Annotated in this window: 16 protein-coding genes and 1 tRNA gene; 13 read left to right on the forward strand and 4 right to left on the reverse strand. The window is 45.1% G+C overall.

What is annotated here, in order from left to right:
- The first annotated feature begins 142 nt into the window (after positions 1 to 142).
- The 13 genes from glgB to ASN18_RS05900 all read left to right on the forward strand — a co-directional run bounded on the left by glgB (position 143) and on the right by ASN18_RS05900 (position 17,230).
- Entirely contained in the window at positions 143 to 2,365 is a 2,223-nt protein-coding gene (glgB, locus tag ASN18_RS05840; RefSeq protein ID WP_085051812.1) for a 1,4-alpha-glucan branching protein GlgB, read from the forward strand.
- A 225-nt stretch (positions 2,366 to 2,590) separates the two neighbouring features.
- Positions 2,591 to 3,562 (forward strand): peptidylprolyl isomerase, encoded by a 972-nt coding sequence (locus tag ASN18_RS05845; protein ID WP_085051813.1) that lies wholly within the window; start codon positions 2,591 to 2,593, stop codon positions 3,560 to 3,562.
- A gap of 145 nt (positions 3,563 to 3,707) precedes the next feature.
- The gene (locus tag ASN18_RS05850; protein WP_085051814.1) at positions 3,708 to 3,980 is read left to right on the forward strand and encodes an integration host factor subunit alpha; all 273 of its coding nucleotides are present in this window, start codon (positions 3,708 to 3,710) and stop codon (positions 3,978 to 3,980) included.
- A gap of 6 nt (positions 3,981 to 3,986) precedes the next feature.
- On the forward strand, positions 3,987 to 4,394 hold the full coding sequence (locus ASN18_RS05855) for a MerR family transcriptional regulator (protein ID WP_085051815.1): 408 nt from the start codon (positions 3,987 to 3,989) through the stop codon (positions 4,392 to 4,394).
- An 11-nt stretch (positions 4,395 to 4,405) separates the two neighbouring features.
- A tRNA-Pro gene (locus ASN18_RS05860) sits at positions 4,406 to 4,480 on the forward strand.
- A gap of 141 nt (positions 4,481 to 4,621) precedes the next feature.
- The gene (locus ASN18_RS05865) at positions 4,622 to 6,148 is read left to right on the forward strand and encodes a CheR family methyltransferase (protein ID WP_085051816.1); all 1,527 of its coding nucleotides are present in this window, start codon (positions 4,622 to 4,624) and stop codon (positions 6,146 to 6,148) included.
- Between the two features lie 11 nt (positions 6,149 to 6,159).
- Positions 6,160 to 7,167, forward strand: a complete 1,008-nt coding sequence (locus ASN18_RS05870; protein ID WP_085051817.1) for a chemotaxis protein CheW — start codon at positions 6,160 to 6,162, stop codon at positions 7,165 to 7,167.
- A gap of 24 nt (positions 7,168 to 7,191) precedes the next feature.
- Positions 7,192 to 9,354 carry a methyl-accepting chemotaxis protein gene (locus ASN18_RS05875; RefSeq protein ID WP_085051818.1) on the forward strand — a complete coding sequence of 721 codons (2,163 nt, stop codon included), beginning with the start codon at positions 7,192 to 7,194 and terminating at the stop codon, positions 9,352 to 9,354.
- Positions 9,354 to 11,738 carry a hybrid sensor histidine kinase/response regulator gene (locus tag ASN18_RS05880; protein ID WP_236861556.1) on the forward strand — a complete coding sequence of 795 codons (2,385 nt, stop codon included), beginning with the start codon at positions 9,354 to 9,356 and terminating at the stop codon, positions 11,736 to 11,738. The genes ASN18_RS05875 and ASN18_RS05880 overlap by 1 nt, the downstream gene beginning before the upstream one ends.
- Positions 11,735 to 12,874 carry a chemotaxis-specific protein-glutamate methyltransferase CheB gene (gene cheB, locus ASN18_RS05885; protein ID WP_085051820.1) on the forward strand — a complete coding sequence of 380 codons (1,140 nt, stop codon included), beginning with the start codon at positions 11,735 to 11,737 and terminating at the stop codon, positions 12,872 to 12,874. Before ASN18_RS05880 ends, cheB begins: the two co-directional genes overlap by 4 nt.
- Complete coding sequence (locus tag ASN18_RS05890; RefSeq protein ID WP_085051821.1) at positions 12,871 to 16,233, forward strand: response regulator; 3,363 nt, start codon at positions 12,871 to 12,873, stop codon at positions 16,231 to 16,233. Before cheB ends, ASN18_RS05890 begins: the two co-directional genes overlap by 4 nt.
- Entirely contained in the window at positions 16,230 to 16,622 is a 393-nt protein-coding gene (locus ASN18_RS05895) for a response regulator (RefSeq protein ID WP_085051822.1), read from the forward strand. Before ASN18_RS05890 ends, ASN18_RS05895 begins: the two co-directional genes overlap by 4 nt.
- Before the next feature lie 89 nt (positions 16,623 to 16,711).
- Entirely contained in the window at positions 16,712 to 17,230 is a 519-nt protein-coding gene (locus tag ASN18_RS05900) for an MORN repeat-containing protein (RefSeq protein WP_236861557.1), read from the forward strand.
- Positions 17,231 to 17,264: 34 nt separating this feature from the next.
- Here the strand turns inward: ASN18_RS05900 and ASN18_RS05905 are convergent, their stop codons facing one another.
- From ASN18_RS05905 to ASN18_RS17090, 4 genes are all read right to left on the reverse strand, one after another.
- Positions 17,265 to 18,077, reverse strand: coding sequence for a hypothetical protein (locus ASN18_RS05905; RefSeq protein ID WP_085051824.1), 813 nt, complete (start codon positions 18,075 to 18,077; stop codon positions 17,265 to 17,267).
- Between the two features lie 418 nt (positions 18,078 to 18,495).
- A complete protein-coding gene (locus tag ASN18_RS17915) occupies positions 18,496 to 18,669 on the reverse strand; it encodes an Hsp20/alpha crystallin family protein (protein ID WP_085051827.1) in 174 nt (57 codons plus the stop codon).
- The gene (locus ASN18_RS17780; protein ID WP_157072857.1) at positions 18,593 to 18,874 is read right to left on the reverse strand and encodes a sigma 54-interacting transcriptional regulator; all 282 of its coding nucleotides are present in this window, start codon (positions 18,872 to 18,874) and stop codon (positions 18,593 to 18,595) included. Before ASN18_RS17780 ends, ASN18_RS17915 begins: the two co-directional genes overlap by 77 nt.
- Before the next feature lie 12 nt (positions 18,875 to 18,886).
- A complete protein-coding gene (locus ASN18_RS17090) occupies positions 18,887 to 19,153 on the reverse strand; it encodes a hypothetical protein (protein ID WP_157072855.1) in 267 nt (88 codons plus the stop codon).
- Between the last annotated feature and the right edge of the window lie 129 nt (positions 19,154 to 19,282).

Genomic DNA, 19,282 nt, shown 5'->3' on the forward strand with positions numbered 1-19,282 from the left:
GAAAGATGCTGATTCCCATCCCGGAGTTTGGAGCGAATGGCTGGTTGACAAAACACTGTTTTATAGGGTACTATCTGCATGAGATGGTTTTGTGTTGAACCGTTAAACGATAACCGGCATAATGACAACGAGGAGGCAATGAATGAACATTAACGAGCAAATAGACATGGTAGTACAGTCGGTTCACTCTGATCCATTTGCAGTGTTAGGGGCGCATCCCATTAAGTTTAATAATAAAGACGCCATAGTGATAAGGGCGTTTCTTCCAGGGGTGAAGGAGTTATTCGTCGTAAGGACAGATGAACAAAAAAAAGTATATGCCGCTACAAAAATACGCCAGGAAGGTTTCTTTGAGGCTATCGCGGAGGCGACAACTGAGATATTCCCATATAATTTAAAGGCCACATACGAAGACGACAGAGAGCGTGAATTCATAGACCCATATACGTTTCTACCGGTATTGACAGATTTTGACCTTCATTTAATGGACGAGGGGACGCACTATAAGAAGTACGAGAAACTCGGCGCACATGTGATGACAATAAACGGTATCGATGGTGTATTTTTTGCGGTATGGGCGCCCAATGCCATACGTGTCAGCGTAGTAGGGGATTTCAACAACTGGGATGGAAGGGCAAATCCCATGCGTATACGAGGGATGCACGGCATATGGGAATTATTTGTCCCTGGGATGCAAGAGGGCGATGTCTATAAGTTCGAGGTAAAGGGCAGGTATCAGGGATATATTGGTACGAAGTCTGACCCCTATGGGTTTTATGCCGAGGTTAGGCCAAAAAGTGCCTCTATCGTTTACAATATTAATAAATACACGTGGAACGACGACGAGTGGATAGCAAAAAGGCGTGAAAAAAACTGGCTTGAATCGCCTATAAGTACGTATGAAGTGCATCTCAGCTCATGGATGAGAATGCCGGAGGAAGAAGGACGGTGGCTGACATATCGTGAATTGTCAGAAAAACTTATCCCTTATGTGAAAGAACATAACTTCACGCATATTCAGCTTCTCCCCATTACAGAACATCCGCTTGATGCATCATGGGGGTATCAGCCGGTAGGGTATTTCGCACCGACGAGCCGCTTTGGAACGCCGGACGATTTCATGTATTTTATAGACAAGTGCCACGAACAAGAGATTGGCGTGATAATGGACTGGGTTCCGGCACATTTCCCAAGGGACTCGCACGGCCTTTCCTATTTTGACGGCACTGCCCTGTATGAACACGCAGACCCGCGCAAGGGCGAACACAGGGACTGGGGAACACTGATATTCAATTATGGCAGGAACGAAGTCCAAAACTTCCTGCTGGCCAATGCGCTGTTTTGGATTGACAAGTATCATCTTGACGGACTCAGGGTTGACGCGGTTGCCTCGATGCTCTATCTGGATTATTCGAGAAAACCTGGCGACTGGATTCCAAACCAGTACGGCGGCAATGAAAACCTCGAGGCAGTTGCGTTCTTAAAGCGTTTTAACGAGGTTGTACATGGCTACCACCCCGGCGTGATGACAATAGCCGAGGAATCGACGGCATGGCCTATGGTCTCACGCCCTACATATATTGGCGGGCTTGGTTTCAGTCTAAAGTGGAACATGGGTTGGATGCACGACATACTGCTCTATTTCCAAAAAGACCCTGTACACAGGAGATTCCATCACAATAATCTGACATTTGCCCTTCTCTATGCCTTTACAGAGAATTTTGTTAATGTGTTTTCACATGACGAGGTGGTGTATTTAAAGCGTTCGATGCTGGATAAGATGCCTGGGGATATGTGGCAGAAATTTGCAAATCTGAGGCTGCTCTTTACGTACATGTACGCGCAGCCCGGTAAGAAACTTATGTTTATGGGAAGCGAATTTGGACAGTGGAGAGAGTGGAACTTCGACGCGAGCCTTGATTGGCATCTGCTAGATTACGAGCCGCATCAGAAACTCCTGAGATATGTAAAAGACCTGAATGCGCTCTATAGGGACGAAAAATCGCTGCATGAAATCGATTTCAACCATCATGGATTTGAGTGGGTAGATTTCACCGATTACCAAAACAGCCTCATATCGTTTATAAGAAAAGGGAAAGACCCTGATGACATAATGGTCTGTGTGTTTAACTTTACGCCGGTACCACGGCAGAACTATCGGATAGGCGTCCCGGTAGAGGGATTTTATAAGGAGATGTTAAACAGCGACGCCGAAACCTACTGGGGCAGCAATGTTGGAAACTGGGGTGGATTTCATGCCGACCACATATGGTGGCAAGGTCGGCCGTATTCGTTGTCTTTGCAGCTGCCGCCTCTTGGTGCAGTACTGTTAAAGCCAATAAGAAAGACAGAAGAAGTGGAATAGTAAGCCATTACAGCGGCGCACGGGTTTACCAGCGGCGCCGCTTTAAAAAATATTAATATAGAAAGTGTTGATTTTATCGCGCTAACTATGGCATCATTTCGTAGGTAGGTCAGCGCTATTACGGCACGTCTGAGTGGCAGATTAGAGTTGTGTAAAATGCTGTTTTAGTGGGCGTTAGTGTTTATATGAGGAGTCTGGCAATATAACAGTGGTGGGGGTGTGGAGATGAAAAAGGCGGCGGTGTTGAATAAGTTTCTTTTCGTATTACCATTACTGTGGGTGTTGTTAATATACCCTGGAGTGTCTCATGCCGTAATGCTCGATCAAATCGTTGCCCTTGTCGATAAGGAGGTCATAACCTGGAGCGACTTATATAAGGCAATGGAGTTCGACCTCAAAGATAAGGTAAGGGATATGTCAAGTAAAGAACGCCTTGCCTTTCTGAAAAACTATGAGAAAGAATTCCTTGAAAGATTGATAGAGATGAAGCTGCAGTTGATGTACGCAGAATCTGCCCATATAAGCGTATCTGATAGGGAAATTGATGCGGCAATTGAAGATATAATGAAGAAGTACTCGTTAACAAAGGAACAATTTAAAGATGCACTAGAGAAAGAAGGTTTTGTGTTTGATGAGTATAGAAAAAGGTTGGGCGACCAGATACTCCTGCAAAAGGTTGGCAGTGTAATAGTTGCTGAAAAGCTGATTGTGACCGATGAGGAAATATCAAAACGCAAGAAGACATCGAAGATGTCAAAAGGCCCGCTGAAGTATAAGTTAAGGTTGGTATTAGTTGCGAAAAAGGCTGATAAAGAAGAGAATTTACTGACAAAGAAAAAAGCTGAGGATATATATGACAAGTTGATAAAAGGGGCAGATTTCAAGACGATAGCCTCCCAGTATTCAGACGCACCAAGCGCGCCAACTGGAGGGGACATCGGTTTTGTGGGTGAGGACGAGATGGCTAAGGAGATGCTCGCAGTAGTTGAGGGGATGAAAGAAGGTAGTATAAGCAAAATATTTATCTCGCCAGCCGGGTATAACATAGTCCAGTTAATTGAGAAGAAGACGCTGGACACAGAAGAGAAATTAAATACAGAAGTCAGGGCGGAGTTACTCAATGAGAAGTCAAGGCAGGTTTATAAGGATTGGATAAAATCCCTTAAAGAAAAGCGCTTTATTAAAATAATTCTATAAAATACTTTAAATAATTCTTGACAAAAATATGGTGTTTTGCTATAGTAAGCAACTAAGAGTAAGGCAGCAGTAACGACGGTATAAATAATGAAAGCAGAGATAACGACATGATAAAGACTGATAAAGCAAAGGCAGATACAGTAGAATGACAAAGGCAGATATAATTAATTCGTTGTTTGAGAATGTCGGCCTTCCGAAAAAGGAATCTGAGGAGATCATAGAGACGATTCTTGATGCCATGAAGAAGACATTTTCTGAGGGCGAATCTATAAAGATTTCAGGATTTGGGACTTTTAATGTAAGAAAGAAGCGTTCGCGCCGTGGCCGCAATCCCAAGACGGGCGAAGACATAGAGATTACGCCGCGGACAGTCGTGACTTTCAAGCCTAGTAACCATTTAAAGGCAAATGTGGAGTAAGATTCGATGATAAAGCCTCAAGCAGCAAATTCAGGTAAAAAAGCAGAAGATACCCCGCATAAGCTCTTCTATAAAATAGGGGAGGTCAGCCGCCTGACCAGTCTCGAGCCGTATGTGTTGAGATATTGGGAGACGGAGTTTGGTTTTCTAAAACCTCGAAAGGGCAAATCCAAGCAGCGAATGTATCAGAAAAAAGACATAGAGATGCTGTTGGAGATAAAGAGGCTGTTGTACGATGAGCGCTTTACGATAGAAGGGGTGAGGAAGAAGCTATCGGGCAAGTTTGAGGAAGAGATAGACTCAGTTGTAGTTGAGGTAAAAGAGCCTGAGACTGCCGCTCATACGACGGCAAAGCAGCGAATAGAAAATGTAAAGTCACGCCTGAGAGAACTCCAGTTAATACTAAGAAAATAAAAGGGAAATACCGGGGCGTAGCGCAGCCTGGATAGCGCACTCGCTTGGGGTGCGAGTGGTCGCCCGTTCAAATCGGGTCGCCCCGATTTATCAAAGATAAGTATGAAAGTACTGTTGCAATTTATAAAGAACCACTCTGGCTATGATGATAGAAAATGGCTGTTATTGTTTGTCAACTCAATCGGCGTTCTTCATAACGGTTAGCTGCCAGGTATAACAGGTATAATATGAACACTCCATCAATGGCATACATTCAGGAGTTTATCTCTGAGCGCACTGGTTTGAGCGTCAGCGATAAGGACCTAAAGACAACCGTTACGTCGAGGATGAAGGACCTTGGGTTTGAATATGTTGACGAATATTGCAGATTTTTGGAGACCGACACCCCCAAAAGCAAAGATGAGTGGAAGCAGCTTTGCCAGATAATCACAACCGGTGAGAGCTTTTTTTTTCGAGACAAGGGACAGTTTTATCTTATAAGAAACACAGTTATTAAGGATATTCTCAACACAAACAAGGACCGCCGGACGCTTCGCATCTGGAGCGCTGGATGCTCAACCGGTGAGGAACCATATTCTCTGGCTATAACTGTCTTAGAGCTGCTCCCTGATTTGAACCACTGGGATGTCGTCATCATTGGCTCTGACATAAACGAAGACGCTATTGAAAAGGCACGCAAGGGGCTCTACAGCGACTGGTCTTTCAGGATGGTTGACCCCACGATTATATCCACCTATTTTAAGAGGCGCAAGGACATGTATGAACTGGACGAGCAAGTCCGCCGTATGGTTGTCTTTAAGCCGCTGAATCTTATCAGGGACAACTTTCCAGACACCGCCTCCGGTATTTGTGACATAGACATGATAATATGCAGAAACGTATTTATTTATTTTCAGCCGGAGAACATCGCCCTGGCTCTGGGGAAACTCTCCCAGACGCTTAATAAGGCAGGGTATCTGATTACAGGGCACGCCGAACTGCAGTCTGTCAAATTACCATCCGGGCTTATACCAATTACTTACCCTCAGAGTGTCGTATACAGGCGCTTGGTTGACCGGCCAGTGGAAGAGTTACGGCAGCAGGAGATTTTTAAACCGGCTAAACAAATATCAGTCATAAATATTAAGAAAAATGTTAAAATCAGTGTGCCAGTAAGCGCGCCGCAAAAAACTACTTTGTACAAAAAGGCGGCAGCATCTAGCGATAAGGTCAAAAATGATATAAAGGAATTACAGGGTGAGGCTTTATATGCAGAGGCTCAGGCTATGTACAAGGAGGGCAAATATCCCTTGGTGATAGACAAGGCTGAGAGGTTCTTAAAGGACAATCCCAGACATTACGGCGCCCATGTCCTTGCAGCGCAGGCATATGCCAACACGGGCGATTTAAAGCGGGCCGCTGCCTACTGCTCCAACGCTATAGGGATTAACTCGCTGAGAAAAGAGCCATACTACATGCTGGCACATATAGCCGAAGAACAAGGCAATACAGACCAGGCCATGGAGATGTTTAAACGGGTTATTTACCTCGATGCAGATTGTGTGCCAGCCTACGTTGAGCTGAGTACAATATATGAACATGAGGGCGATACCAAAAGAGGATTCAAACTAAGGGAGTCTGCCGTTAAAATCCTTGAGGGGCTGCCCGCAGACAGCTCTGTTGAATTTTACGACGATATGAAGGCGGGGGAGTTGCTGGCACATTTAAAGAAATACTTAAAACGGAGGGCTAGCGACTGGCAGATCAGTTATTAGAATCCTATCTGGTGTTTCGCATTGGTAGATTCGTATATGCAGTACCGGTGATTGAGGTTCGGGAGATAATTCATTTGCCAGAGTTCAGGCAAGTGGACGAGGCCCCTGCACATATTGCGGGGCTTGTCAGCATTCGCGGTACTGTTGTTCCTTTAGTGGATATTGATGTACGTTTTGGACGGCCTCAATCTGCACGATATCTGACGACGGACAAGGTGGTCGTATTCCATTGCGATGGCGCCCCGACGGGGATTATCATAAATGAGGTCATCGACATATATGAAATTCCCCCCGATTCAATCGTAGATACCCCTGCATATGGCCGCAGCAGCGCATCTGCAAGCGTATTTATCGAACAAGTGGCAAAGATAGACGAAGCAATTATTATGATTCTAAATCAAAAGAGATTATTTGACTCCAGTTATAAACCAGCAGTAGAGGATTTAAACAGCGCCTCTGATGCAGAGCATTTTTCCTGCCACACATCTTTTAACACGCTGACCCATGAGACAGATAAATCTGTCTTTCACAAACGCGCCTTAGACCTTGCAAGTTCAGACTCAAGGGACGACGAAGAGGACGATAGAATGCCGCTTGCCGTTATAGAGACAGGCGGGGAGTTGTTTGGAATCGAACTTGAAGTGGTACGTGAATTTATTAATATCAACGACTACAGGCAGGTGCCGTGCTGCCCAAGCCACATTGTTGGGAATATCAACCTCAGGGGCGAGATATTGACGCTGATAGATATTACCGGTGTGTTGTCACTGACCAGGGGGAATATCAAGTCTGCTGTCGTTGTGTCGATAGATGGTTTTACCGTAGGCATATGCATTGATAATCTTATCGATATTATGTATCTGCCGTTTTCTGGATTTAAAGAGCTGCCTGCGGCATTAGGGCAGACCAGCGAGGACTATTTTGAGTTCACCGCGCTTTACGAGGGTAGGGCGGTTGTCGTTATTAACATCCAGAGTATCTTATACAAGGGGAATCTCATAGTAAATGAAGTATTATAATATAATATCAAGGGAGGAAGACTGATGATAAACTTAAAGATGTCATTGACATTAAAACAGAGACTGTTTGTTTTATTTGTATTAATAGGGCTTGTGCCATTTCTTGCCATTGGCACGTATTCCTATGTAAAGGCGAGGAATTCCCTAACTAAGGCGGCCTTTGACAAACTCATTGCATTGTCAGCAGCGAAGAAAACACATGTCGAGATGTTTTATAAACAAATAATACGACGTTCAATGACATTTACAGAGGACTATATGGTCATAGAGGCCATGAAGGAATTTCAGTCAGCCTTCTTTGCCGTAGAAAAAGAATCCGGCGCTAAATATGATGCTAATGCAAAATACAACGAAGACCTGCTAATGGCGAGGTATCAGGAGCAGAAAGAAAAGACACTTGACGTTCCAGACAATATTATTTCAATCTGGTGGCCTAAGAAAAAGGCAGTAAAGATACTCCAGCATCAGTACATATCGGCCAATCCATTCAAGGTTGGGAAAAAGAAAGACCTTGATTTTGCCGCAGACGATATCACTTACAACGCAGTACATAAGAAATACCAGCGTATATTTAAAAAATATGTGGATGAGTTTGGCTATGCAGATATGTTTCTGATAGAACCCGAAACCGGATATATAGTTTATTCCACTGCGAAAGAACTCGATTTCGGGACAAGCATGATGAGCGGCCCATACAGCGATTCGGGGCTGGGCAAGGCCTTTGATGCCGCTCTGAAATCAAAAGAAAAGGGATCTTTTGTAATGGAGGATTTTGAACCATATGCGCCATCATACGGTCATGAGGCTGCCTTTATAGCATCACCCATTTATGACGGAGAGAAGAAAGTCGGCGTCCTGGCCTTTCAATTACCTGTGGAAAGAATGAACAATGTAATGACCCGTCATAGGGATTGGCAGAGCTCTGGTTCCGGCAATACCGGCGAGAGTTATATTATTAGCGCTAACGACATGGAAATGAGGACGGATGCCAGAGTTATATTGGAGTCGCCGGATACTTTTTTCAAAGCCATTCAAAATACATCTCAGGATAAAAAACTAATCGACAAAATGAAGAGATATAACAGCACTATCGGCCTTCTTAAAATAAATGACAAGCAGGTAAAGGAAGCGATAGCAAACAAGTCTACAATATCTATTTATTCAACGAATTATTTGAACATTCCTGTCCTCAGGATTGTCATGCCGCTTAACATAGAGGGGTTTAACTGGTTGCTAATTGCTGAGGAGGCTGAGGGCGAGGCCCTTGCTACTGTAGACAACCTGTTTTATGCTATGTTGGTTTTAGGGCTGATTTCTGTGGTTTGTATTGTTGCTGTTGGCTGGAAGTTCAGCCGCTCGATAAGTGTGCCGTTAAGCAGGAGTATCAACAATATATCTTCATCAACAACAGAGATCTCTGCTACTGTTGAGCAACACGAAAAAACTGCCTCCCAACAGTCAACGGCAGTTAATGAGACCACAACGACGATGGATGAGCTGTCGGCATCGTTTAAACAATCGGCAGAGCAGGCCAAAAATGCTGCAGAGGGCGCTGAACACGTCATGATGATGGCAAACGAGGGTGCAGAAAATCTAAATGAAATGCTTGCCGGTATGACCTCATTAAAAGAGCGGGTTGAGGCAACGGCCTCCATGATCTTGCAGTTGAGTGACAAGACCACCCGCATAGAAAACATAGCCAACGTGGTATCGGAATTCGCCGGTGAAACTAAAATGCTTGCCATGAATGCCGCAGTTGAGGCCGTAAGGGCAGGGGAACACGGCAAGGGTTTTTCAGTAGTGGCAATGGAGATACGCAAACTCGCCGAACAAAGCAAAAAATCAGCCGAGGAGATTAACTCCGTCGTAACTGAGATACAAAAGGCCACAAACTCAACGGTTATGGTAACAGAGGAAAGCACAAAGACTGTGGACAAGGAGATGGAACTGGCCGAGACCGCCGCCGAGACCTTTGGAAAGCTATCCAGCGTGATAAGAAGCTCTGCGGAGAATATTCAGCAGATATTTCTCAATATTCAGCAGCAGTCTTCAGCAATCTCCCAGGTTGTCGGGGCGATGAACTCCATCAACAGGAGCGTTAAGGAGACATCCTCCGGTATAACACAGACAAAGCAGGGTCTCTCAAAACTAGACGAAGTAGCCAAAGACTTGAAACAGATGATGTGATGATAGAAGATAAGGAACTAAGAGAGATATTTAACGCCGAGACGCAGGAGCATATTCAGAACATCGAAGATGGACTGCTGCAGTTAGAAAAACAGGAGCCTGTCGATAAGAAGGCGCTCATGGAGGGGTTGTTTCGCGAGGCCCATAGTCTTAAGGGCTCGGCCAGACAGCTAGGCGTTAATAAAATTGAATTATTGGGCCATACATTAGAGGATATGTTAAACGCAGCAAAGCGCGGCCTGAGAGAACTCTCCCCAGACATGGTCAACGGCATATACAAGTGTCTTGATGCAATAAAGGAACTCCTTGAGGAGGCTGTCATGGGGAAGGCGTCCTCGGTTAATGTTACCAATATAATTGCCGAACTAAAGGCTGCGAAGTCAGCAGGGCCGCCTCCAGTAGCAGTACAAATCAGTGAGATAGCAAAACCGGCACAATGCCAGTTACCACCAGAAATTCCCGCTGCCCCACCTAAAGAGGCAGCTGCGCCCCCGGTAGAACTAATGCCTGCTGCACAGCCTGAAGTGCCAGAAATCCCAAAAATCATACTGCAAGTTGCCCCGGCTGATAAACCTCACGAGGCTGAGGAAATAGATAAGCCGCAGGAAGCGGCCGATATGCCGGTTTCTCAGGAGCATGAATCTCCGGCTGTGATGCAGGAAGGTAAAAGGTTCACCATTGATACAATCCGTGTGGAGACATATAAGCTGGATGCCCTTATGCTGCATGTAGGTGAACTCCTTGTGATGAAAAACAGGATTAACCAACGCCTCACCGATATAGAAGAGACCGTTCACATGTGGAACACTAAGGTATTAAAAGAACTAAGAGGCAATGCTGCGTTAAATAAACACAAACACATTGAGGACTTCTCCGGCACTCTGAATAACCTTAAAGGCTCACTATATGAAGATGATGCGAGGCTTTCATTTATATCCAAGGAAATAGAGGAGCGGGCACGTACCCTTATGCTCCTGCCCCTGTCAAATGTCTTTAACCCGTTTAAGCGCATGGTTAGGGATTTGGCAAATCAGAAATCGAAGGAGATTGATTTCGTAGTGGAAGGCGGTGAGACAAAGGCAGAAAAGCGAATCCTTGAAGAGGTAAAAGACCCGCTGATGCACATTATCAGAAACTCCATAGACCATGGCATAGAAACTCCCGATGAGCGGCTAGTCAGGGGAAAAAGCAAGACCGGCACAATAACTGTGAAGGCATATAAAAAGGCATCAAACATAATTATAGAAGTAATAGACGACGGGCGCGGCCTAAATGTAGAAAAGATAAAAGAGACGGCCATAAAAAACAAACTGGCCTCAGTAGAGACACTAACCGGAATGCCGCTTGCAGAGCTTTATAATTTTATCTTCATGCCTGGTTTCACCACAAGCCCTATAATAACGGACATATCCGGCAGGGGGGTTGGGATGGATGTCGTTAAGACCGCACTTGCACGCCTTAAGGGTACAGTTTCTGTGGACTCTACCCCTACGCAGGGATGCAGGATGACCATAAGCCTGCCTGTTACTGTCTCCACTACACGCGTGTTTATTGTAAAGGCCGCCGGAAAGACATACGCCCTGCCGATTGATTTTGTAAGGACAACATATATGGCTTCAATCGCCGATATATATAATGTGGAGGGCCAGAAGACTATTACATTTGACAACTCGCCGATGTCAGTTGTCCACGCCGCTGATATACTTGAACTTAAAGGAGATAATGGCGGAGGTCTCAAGAATAAAAATATTAGTACATCCCGGCAAGGAAGGTTCCCCTGTATAGTATTTACATTGGATGGCGAGAATTTCGGGGTCATGGTCGATACACTTGTCGATGAGCAGGAAATTGTGATTAAATCCTACGGCGGGATACTTAAAAGTGTGCGCAATGTTATTGGCTCGACAATACTTGGCACCGGTGAGGTGTGTATGGTACTTAACCCCGCTGATATCTTAAAGACTATTAAGACTAAGGGGTTCACCTCGGTATCGCTTCAGAAGGTAGAGGCACAGGAAAGGCCAATCACAGTCCTGGTAGCAGAGGACTCCATAACAACGAGGACTCAACTGAAACGCATCCTGGAGGGGGCTGGTTATGAGGTAACGGTAAGTGTGGATGGTATGGATGCCTTGAGAAAGCTGGAGCTGGCTAATTTTGATGCGGTTGTCTCAGACGTTGAAATGCCTAATATGAATGGCTTAGTACTGACAGAAGCAATAAGAAAGAATAAAAAATATAAGGAGCTGCCAGTTATTCTTGTAACCACATTGTCCTCAGAGGAGGATATGAGAAAGGGAGCGGAAGTGGGGGCAAATGCCTATATCACCAAACCGGCATTTGACAGACAGGTGTTTCTGGATACGCTGAAAAGGTTGATATGATAACGGCAGTGAATAAACGCATAAAGGTGCTGATAGTAGATGATTCTCCGGTAGCGGTAGAGGTATTGAAGAGGGTATTGGCGTCATCGGATGAGATAGAGGTGATAGGTACGGCACGCCACGGTAAAGAGGCCCTTGAGATGATACCGCGTCTGAGGCCTGGTGTGATTTGTACGGATTTGCATATGCCGCTGATGAATGGATTTGAGTTTGTCAAAGAGGTAATGGCCAGACACCCGCTTCCTATACTTGTGATAAGCGTATCTGTTTGCGAAGGCAACGATGATAACGTGTTTCAACTGCTTGCAGCGGGTGCAATAGATGTGTTTCCTAAGCCTCGCGGGGTGCTGCTTGGGCAGTCGGCCAAGTTCTCAGCCGACTTAATAGCCAAGATAAAGGTACTCTCAGGGGTTGTGCCGTTTCGTAAGATAAAAAAACATGGCATTGCCGCGCTTACCCCGCAAGCACATGGGGGGATGGTCGCTATCCCCAAGCCCTGTGCCGAGAATTACGATGTACTGCCACATATAGAGGCATTAATCAGTCGTCTGAAAATGATTGTAATCGGGGCATCAACCGGCGGACCCCAGGCCATTGAGACCATACTTAAAGAGCTGCCTGCTGATTTCTCCATTCCCATTGTCTGCGTACAGCACATAAGCGAGGGATTTATGGCAAGCCTCGTCGATTGGCTAAAGGGGTGTTGTAAGTTAAACGTGACCATAGCCCAAAATAACGAAAAGGCTATCGCCGGTAATATCTACTTTGCCCCGGATAACAGACATCTGAAGATAGACAAGTCAGGCGCCTTTGTTCTTAGTAATGACCCGCCGGAGGGCGGCCATAAGCCGTCTATCACGCTAACAATGAGGTCATTTACGGAACATTATATGGGCGGGGTGTTGGGGGTTCTCCTCACCGGAATGGGAAGAGATGGCGCTGATGGAATGCTTGCTATTAGTCAGGCTGGCGGTGCAACTGTTGTCCAGGACAAGGAAAGCAGTATCGTCTTTGGGATGCCAGACCAGGCTATAAAACTGGGTGCTGCGAAATATGTCCTTGACGTCAATAAAATAGGCAGATTTTTAGCGAAGATTGAATGTATTGAAAAAAATCAGGCGGGCGATAACAGGTGAAAATTCTAATAGTAGAAGACAGCGCCATCCAAAGGGAGCTTCTGAGGCGCGCGCTGGCACATGCAGGCTATGAGGTCATCCTGGCAAGGGACGGTGTTGATGGCCTTGCCTTGTCTCAAAAACATATACCAGCGTTAATAATAAGTGATATAGCGATGCCGGGTATGGATGGCTTTGAGATGTGTTCTAAGATTAAAACCATTGATACTGTTAAACATATACCGGTAATTCTATTGACTGCCCTCTCAGACGCAAAGGAGATAATCAGGGGGCTTCAGTCGAATGCCGATTTTTATATAACCAAGCCGTATAACGAACATTATCTCTTACTGAGCATAGAATCACTCCTAAAGGACTCCGCAGCGCTGTCAAAGACCTATGACCCGGAGGCAGGGCTTAAGATAACCTTCATGGGTGAGGAATATCAGATTAAATCCAATCCCAGACAAATCTTGAATCTCCTGCTTTCAACATATGAAAATGCAGTCGGAAAAAACCATGAATTAATTCAGGCACAACTCGAGCTAAAAACCCTTAACGAAGAGCTTGAGGATAAGGTCAGAGAACGCACAAAGGAACTCCAGGCCTCAGAAGAGAGTTACAAGGTACTCTTTGAAAACATGTTCAGCGGGTTTTACAGATTTACCCCCGACGGTAAGTTCCTCTCTGTAAATCCAGCGTTTAACAATATGCTGGGATACTCAAGTAAGGAGGAGCTGCTTTCATTTTGCGGCGAACTGCACTGCCTGTATTTCAGGCGGAAAGAGTATGAGAGATTCATGGTTGCATTAAAAACTAACCAATCTATAAAAGACCTCGTAAGCCATTTAAGGAAAAAAGACGGCAGTGAACTTATCATTGAACAAAACATTCGGGTCGTGAAAAATGAACTGGGGCAGCCGCTCTACTACGAAGGGTTTATTAATGATGTTACGGAGTGCAAAAATGCCGAGGCACAACTGATAAAACTCTCAAGCGCCATAATACAAAGCCCCGTGGCAGTAACAATAACCGACCTTGACGGCAGGATAGAGTTTATAAATCCCAAGTTTGTTGAGGTGACAGGCTACACCCGCGATGAGGCGCTGGGCAGGACGTCAAGTTTTCTGAGATCCGGGCATACTGACCCAGAAGTGTATGCAGACTTATGGGAGACAATCAAGGCCGGAGGAATTTGGCAGGGTGAGCTGCTAAACAAACGCAAGGACGGGTCATTATACTGGAACAGCATAACGATATCGCCGGTAAGGGATGCCGAGGCCGTGATAACACACTATCTGTCAGTCAATGAAGACATAACAAACCGAAAGGAAGTGGAAGAGGCGCTGAGAAAGGCAAAAGAGGCATCCGAGGTGGCAAACGCCGCCAAGAGCGAGTTTCTTGCCAATATGAGCCATGAAATCCGCACCCCTATGAATGCCATAATAGGGATGACAGAGCTTGTCCTCGATACGGACTTAAAACCGCGTCAAAAGGAATATCTCGATACGGTGTTGAACTCTGCCAACTCACTATTGAGTCTGCTTAATAGTATTTTAGACTTTTCAAAGATTGAGGCTGGCAAGCTGGAACTTGAGGATGTAAGCTTTAACCTTCGGGAAATGGTTGAAAACATCTGTGATCCACTCTCTATACAAGCTCATAAAAAGGGGCTTGAGCTCTCAAGCCACATAAAGCCTGTCGTGCCGTTAAGACTGATAGGAGACCCTGTGCGCCTTGGCCAGTTGTTGATTAACCTCATAGGCAATGCACTGAAATTTACTGATATGGGTGAGATTGTGGTCACTGTGGATATGGAACAGGGCTTAAGCAGCGGTAAAACCGCCACACTCCTATTTTCAGTTTCAGATACCGGTATAGGGATACCTTCAGATAAGTTCAACAAGATATTCGAGCAATTCTCGCAGGCCGATGGCTCGATGACAAGAAAATACGGAGGAACCGGACTAGGGCTGGCCATATCTAGGCAGCTTGTGTCACTCATGGGTGGTCATCTATGGCTTGAGTCCGTAGAAGGGCAGGGCAGTACGTTTCATTTTACCGCCAATTTCACATTGAGTGATGACCAGGATACTACGTCTGCATTAGATTTTAAAAACGCAAGGATTCTTATCTCCTGTAACGTTAACTCGTGCAGCAGTATAATCAGAGATTTCCTTGGCGGCACAAATGCCGAAGTTACAGAGGCTGCCGGGTCTAAGGAGACCTATGATAGACTGGTTGCAGCCAGAGACAGTGGACGACCATATAATATAGTGTTTCTTGATATAAGACTTTCCGGGGGCGGTGGGTTTAAAATGGCGGAGCAGATAATGGCCGATGCCTCGCTTGCCTGTTCGCTTGTTATGATGCTCAATACCAACCACCGGGGCGGCGATATAGACAGATGCAGGGAACTCGGCGTGGCAACGTATATAATCAAGCCTATTAAGTATAAGGAGATCATAACTACCATAACAGAACTGGTTAACAAGTCATCCAGTTCAGCTTATAAAAAGCAAGTCAGACCAACTCAGGCGCTGCATATGACTGATGATGCGCCAGTTCGTATACTGCTTGTCGAGGATAATGTTACTAACCGCGTGGTAGCCAGAGAGATTCTGAAAAAACATGGGTATAATGTCACAGAGGCTGAAGACGGCGAAAAGGCCCTTACAAAACTCCTTGATGAGGTGAAGTTTGACATTATCCTGATGGATGTCCAGATGCCGGTGATGGATGGTTTTGAGGCAACCAAGCGAATAAAGGCATCACAAGAGACAATGACAATTCCTGTTATAGCAATGACCGCCCATGCATTAAAAGGAGACAGGGCCAGGTGTATAGAGGCGGGGATGGATGACTATATAACGAAACCTGTCAATTCGGCAGAGTTGGTTGAAATGGTTAAAAAATATACGAAGCCGCGGCGTGAAGGCTCTGCCGCTGTAACTGTTGACACGCCTGCCCCTGTCCGTCATAGAGATGCTGCCATCCCACCAGTAATCACGGCCAGCAACAGCATAGAGGCGGACAAGCTGGTGGTAGAGAATATCATGACACAGATAGACAAGTCCCAACTCATAGAATCTCTTCCTCACGGTGACTTAAGGGTGTTTATTGAAAAGGCAGTGAGCTTTATACAGACGATGAGGGATGCACTTGATAATGGCAATTATTCGCTCACCGAGAAAAAAGCAGAGGCAATCAAAGACAATGCCGAGACTCTTTCATTGATGGGAATAAAGACGGCTGCGTTTCGCATGATGCTGGCGTTGAGAAAGTCTGATATAAACAATGTAAACACGCATTTTAAGACATTAGTGGAAGAGTTAGACAATTTAATCAATAAAATACACGAGGGTAAGGATCTGAAATGAGGATACTAATAGCCGACGACGAATCGATCAATCGAAAGATATTACAGGAGATGCTCTCTGATTATGCCGACTGTGATGTTGTCGTAAATGGCCTTGAGGTAATAGAGGCCTTTACAATGGCACACGAACAGAAGAAGCCGTATGATCTGTTGTGTCTGGATATAATGATGCCTGTTATGGATGGTTGTGAGGCGTTGATACAAGTCCGCAAGATGGAAAGGGTCATGAAAATAGATCCGGCTGACATGGTAAAGGTCATAATGATTACAGCCGTTGACAGGCCTAACGAAATACTGCAATCGTATGACGGCGACTGTTCGGCATATATGATAAAACCGATAAACAGAAAAGCCCTTATAAAACAGATAAAAGATATAGGGCTGCTGTAGTATGAACAGCCCAGGATAATGAGCCTGAAGGCACTGGCAAATCTGTATGTCTGAAGCACAAGGAATATAAAATGCAAGAGCAAGGAGAAATGACTTGGCCTGATGGAACTAAATACATTGGGGAGTTTAGGGATGGTCAGCCAAATGGACTGGGCACAGCAGTTTACCCTGCCGGGGCAAAGTATGTTGGGCAGTGGAAGAATGACAACAGGGAAGGGCATGGAACTATGACCTGGCCTTCTGGGGCAAAATATGTTGGGGAGTGGAAGAACAATAGCAGGGAAGGGTATGGGACGATGGTTTTTCGTGATGGTGCAAAGTATATTGGGGAATGGAAGGATGATAACAGGGAAGGTCATGGGAGTGTGACTTATCCTAACGGGGCTAAATATGTTGGCGAGTGGAAGGATGGCAAAAGGGAAGGTCATGGGACAATGACCTGGCCTGATGGAGCAAAGTATGTTGGGCAGTGGAAGGATGATAAAGTGGAAGGTCATGGGACTTACTATTGGCCCGGAGGGGAACAGTATACTGGAGAGTGGAAAGATAATAAACTACTGCGGTATGGGATAGATGGGCTGCCAAAAGATGCGCCGAAAGTGTCATAGATGCCGGGGCCTCATATACCTGATTTCCACAGCCTTACGCGCTACTGCGGGCCATTCTAATGTTAATAGCCTGATATGGTTTTGCCGCGTTAGGCTTAGCCTTGCCAATTCTAAATTCTACATCGACGACATCCATGTCATCCTTTGAATAACTATCGTATTTATATTCGATCAGTTGCTCCAGTTTTTCGGCAAGAATTTCATCTTCCACATTGGAAATGTGAAAATATACATTCTCTTTAATCGCATCAGCTATTAGAAAACCCCAGCGATGTTGAAATATCTTCACCCTTCCGTTGAATATTTTTCCGCTTTCGTATGCCTCGTCCTGTGTTAATCTGCCAGCATAACCGGAGAGTTCCTCTGCTTTTGCTGAGACTGGTTTTCCATTGTGCAGAGGACGAGTTACAAAACCGGAAGGCTCGGTGACACTAAAAAAGGCATATTCGTCTGGTGATGCGATTCTCAGCCCAACGATTGACACGTCTTTATACTCCTTTTGAAAGGCAAAGGCAACCAGCGCGTTCTTGAGAAATTCGTAACCAAAACTGTTAATATTAGAGAGTGTCAATTTCTTAAACTCGGCATAGATACTCTTTTTTATTCCATTCCTGTTCATTTTCTGGACAAAACCCTGTATCTCGTCAAGACGCCTCGATTCGTTGCTGTCATCCACATAAGATGTGATTTGAAGCGCAATAGGAAATGCCCCGCTGAACGATGTAATCGGGATAAACCTATGAACCAGGGCATCGATTCCAAGTTGGTCCAGGTCCTGAGAGCGTTCAATAACCCAGTCCTTGCCCAACAATTCGATGATTCTGTTTTCTAAATCAAAACCCTTCACTACTATACCTCCTTTTTTTTAACTTAAGGAGGCCCCGGCGTTGTCAAAGATCACATACTATCATTATCATACAACATGAGCAGCCTATATTGCAAATATGACAGGGCAAACGCATTTGATAATTACAAGAGGAATCCATGAGGAGATTTTTAATGGGGGAGAAGAATCCTCCCCCCTTGGACTAGATGACTACCGTTATAAATGCTGGTTACTGAGTCCTATAATACACACCGGTAGTCATCTGACTCGTCTTCCCGCTTAATGGCTCGCCATTCCATATTGCACACGCACTGGCTTGCCTCGATATCCATCTCCATTTGTTCATTTTTATCACACATTGTACCGCCCTCCTCTGCGCTCTAAAGCTGGACGGAAAGTAAACTGTTTCACATCCCGTTCAGCCTTAGAGATTATGGTCTTATGCGACCTTTATCTTCTTCTCCTCTAACAGTGTCTCCTTTTTCTTGGGTAAGCAAAGCTCAAGTATCCCATCTTCATGTGTAGCCGCAATTAAATCACCGTCTACGGTTGGTGAAAGCTGGAATGTCCGAAGGAACTTTCCGTACGTTCTCTCTGAATCCCTTATGAGCAGATATTGCGCCGGTAAAAGCGCCCCTTGCGTGTCCGAATAATTGACTTGTAAGCAAAGAATCTGTTAATCCGGCACAATTAACGGCTATAAATGGTTTGTCCTTACGATTGCCAAGTGAATGAATTGCCCGTGCTGCAAGTTCTTTTCCTGTTCCGGTTTCTCCTTCGATAAGTACTGTCCAGTAGGCAGTGGCAACACTTTTGATTTGGGCAAATAATTATTCCATTACAAGGCTCTTTCCTATCATATCCTGAAAGCTGACCCTGCCTTTGAGGAGTTTTTTAAGCCCATATACCTCTGAGACATCATATAAAAAAAGTATTAGCCTTCTTGAATCATCAGGGTCTTCAGCCGATTCGATCTCCAGCCACAAGTGTTTTCCACTGGTAGAGTCCACCTCTATGGTAAACCTGCCTTTCTTTGTGTCATCTATGGAATGAAACAGCTTGCTGCGGTTTGTCCGAATAAGTTTCTCTATGGGCATTCCAGCTGCTTCGCTGGCTGTAATTCCAAAGATATTGAGGACATTAGTGTCCGGTTAAAATAAAGAGAGCTGTGCGATAGGGTCTCTGACTTTAGAGGCATAGTAGTATTTAGAGGACAACAGGTCAAT

The sequence above is a fragment of the Candidatus Magnetominusculus xianensis genome (genome assembly GCA_001541255.1).
Classification (GTDB): domain Bacteria; phylum Nitrospirota; class Thermodesulfovibrionia; order Thermodesulfovibrionales; family Magnetobacteriaceae; genus Magnetominusculus; species Magnetominusculus xianensis.

Coding starts and splice junctions, on each gene's coding strand:
- glgB (WP_085051812.1), top strand. CDS start 143: ATGAACATTAACGAGCAAATAGACATGGTAGTACAGTCGGTTCACTCT.
- ASN18_RS05845 (WP_085051813.1), top strand. CDS start 2,591: ATGAAAAAGGCGGCGGTGTTGAATAAGTTTCTTTTCGTATTACCATTA.
- ASN18_RS05850 (WP_085051814.1), top strand. CDS start 3,708: ATGACAAAGGCAGATATAATTAATTCGTTGTTTGAGAATGTCGGCCTT.
- ASN18_RS05855 (WP_085051815.1), top strand. CDS start 3,987: ATGATAAAGCCTCAAGCAGCAAATTCAGGTAAAAAAGCAGAAGATACC.
- ASN18_RS05865 (WP_085051816.1), top strand. CDS start 4,622: ATGAACACTCCATCAATGGCATACATTCAGGAGTTTATCTCTGAGCGC.
- ASN18_RS05875 (WP_085051818.1), top strand. CDS start 7,192: ATGATAAACTTAAAGATGTCATTGACATTAAAACAGAGACTGTTTGTT.
- ASN18_RS05880 (WP_236861556.1), top strand. CDS start 9,354: ATGATAGAAGATAAGGAACTAAGAGAGATATTTAACGCCGAGACGCAG.
- cheB (WP_085051820.1), top strand. CDS start 11,735: ATGATAACGGCAGTGAATAAACGCATAAAGGTGCTGATAGTAGATGAT.
- ASN18_RS05895 (WP_085051822.1), top strand. CDS start 16,230: ATGAGGATACTAATAGCCGACGACGAATCGATCAATCGAAAGATATTA.
- ASN18_RS05900 (WP_236861557.1), top strand. CDS start 16,712: ATGACTTGGCCTGATGGAACTAAATACATTGGGGAGTTTAGGGATGGT.
- ASN18_RS17090 (WP_157072855.1), bottom strand. CDS start 19,153: ATGCCCATAGAGAAACTTATTCGGACAAACCGCAGCAAGCTGTTTCAT.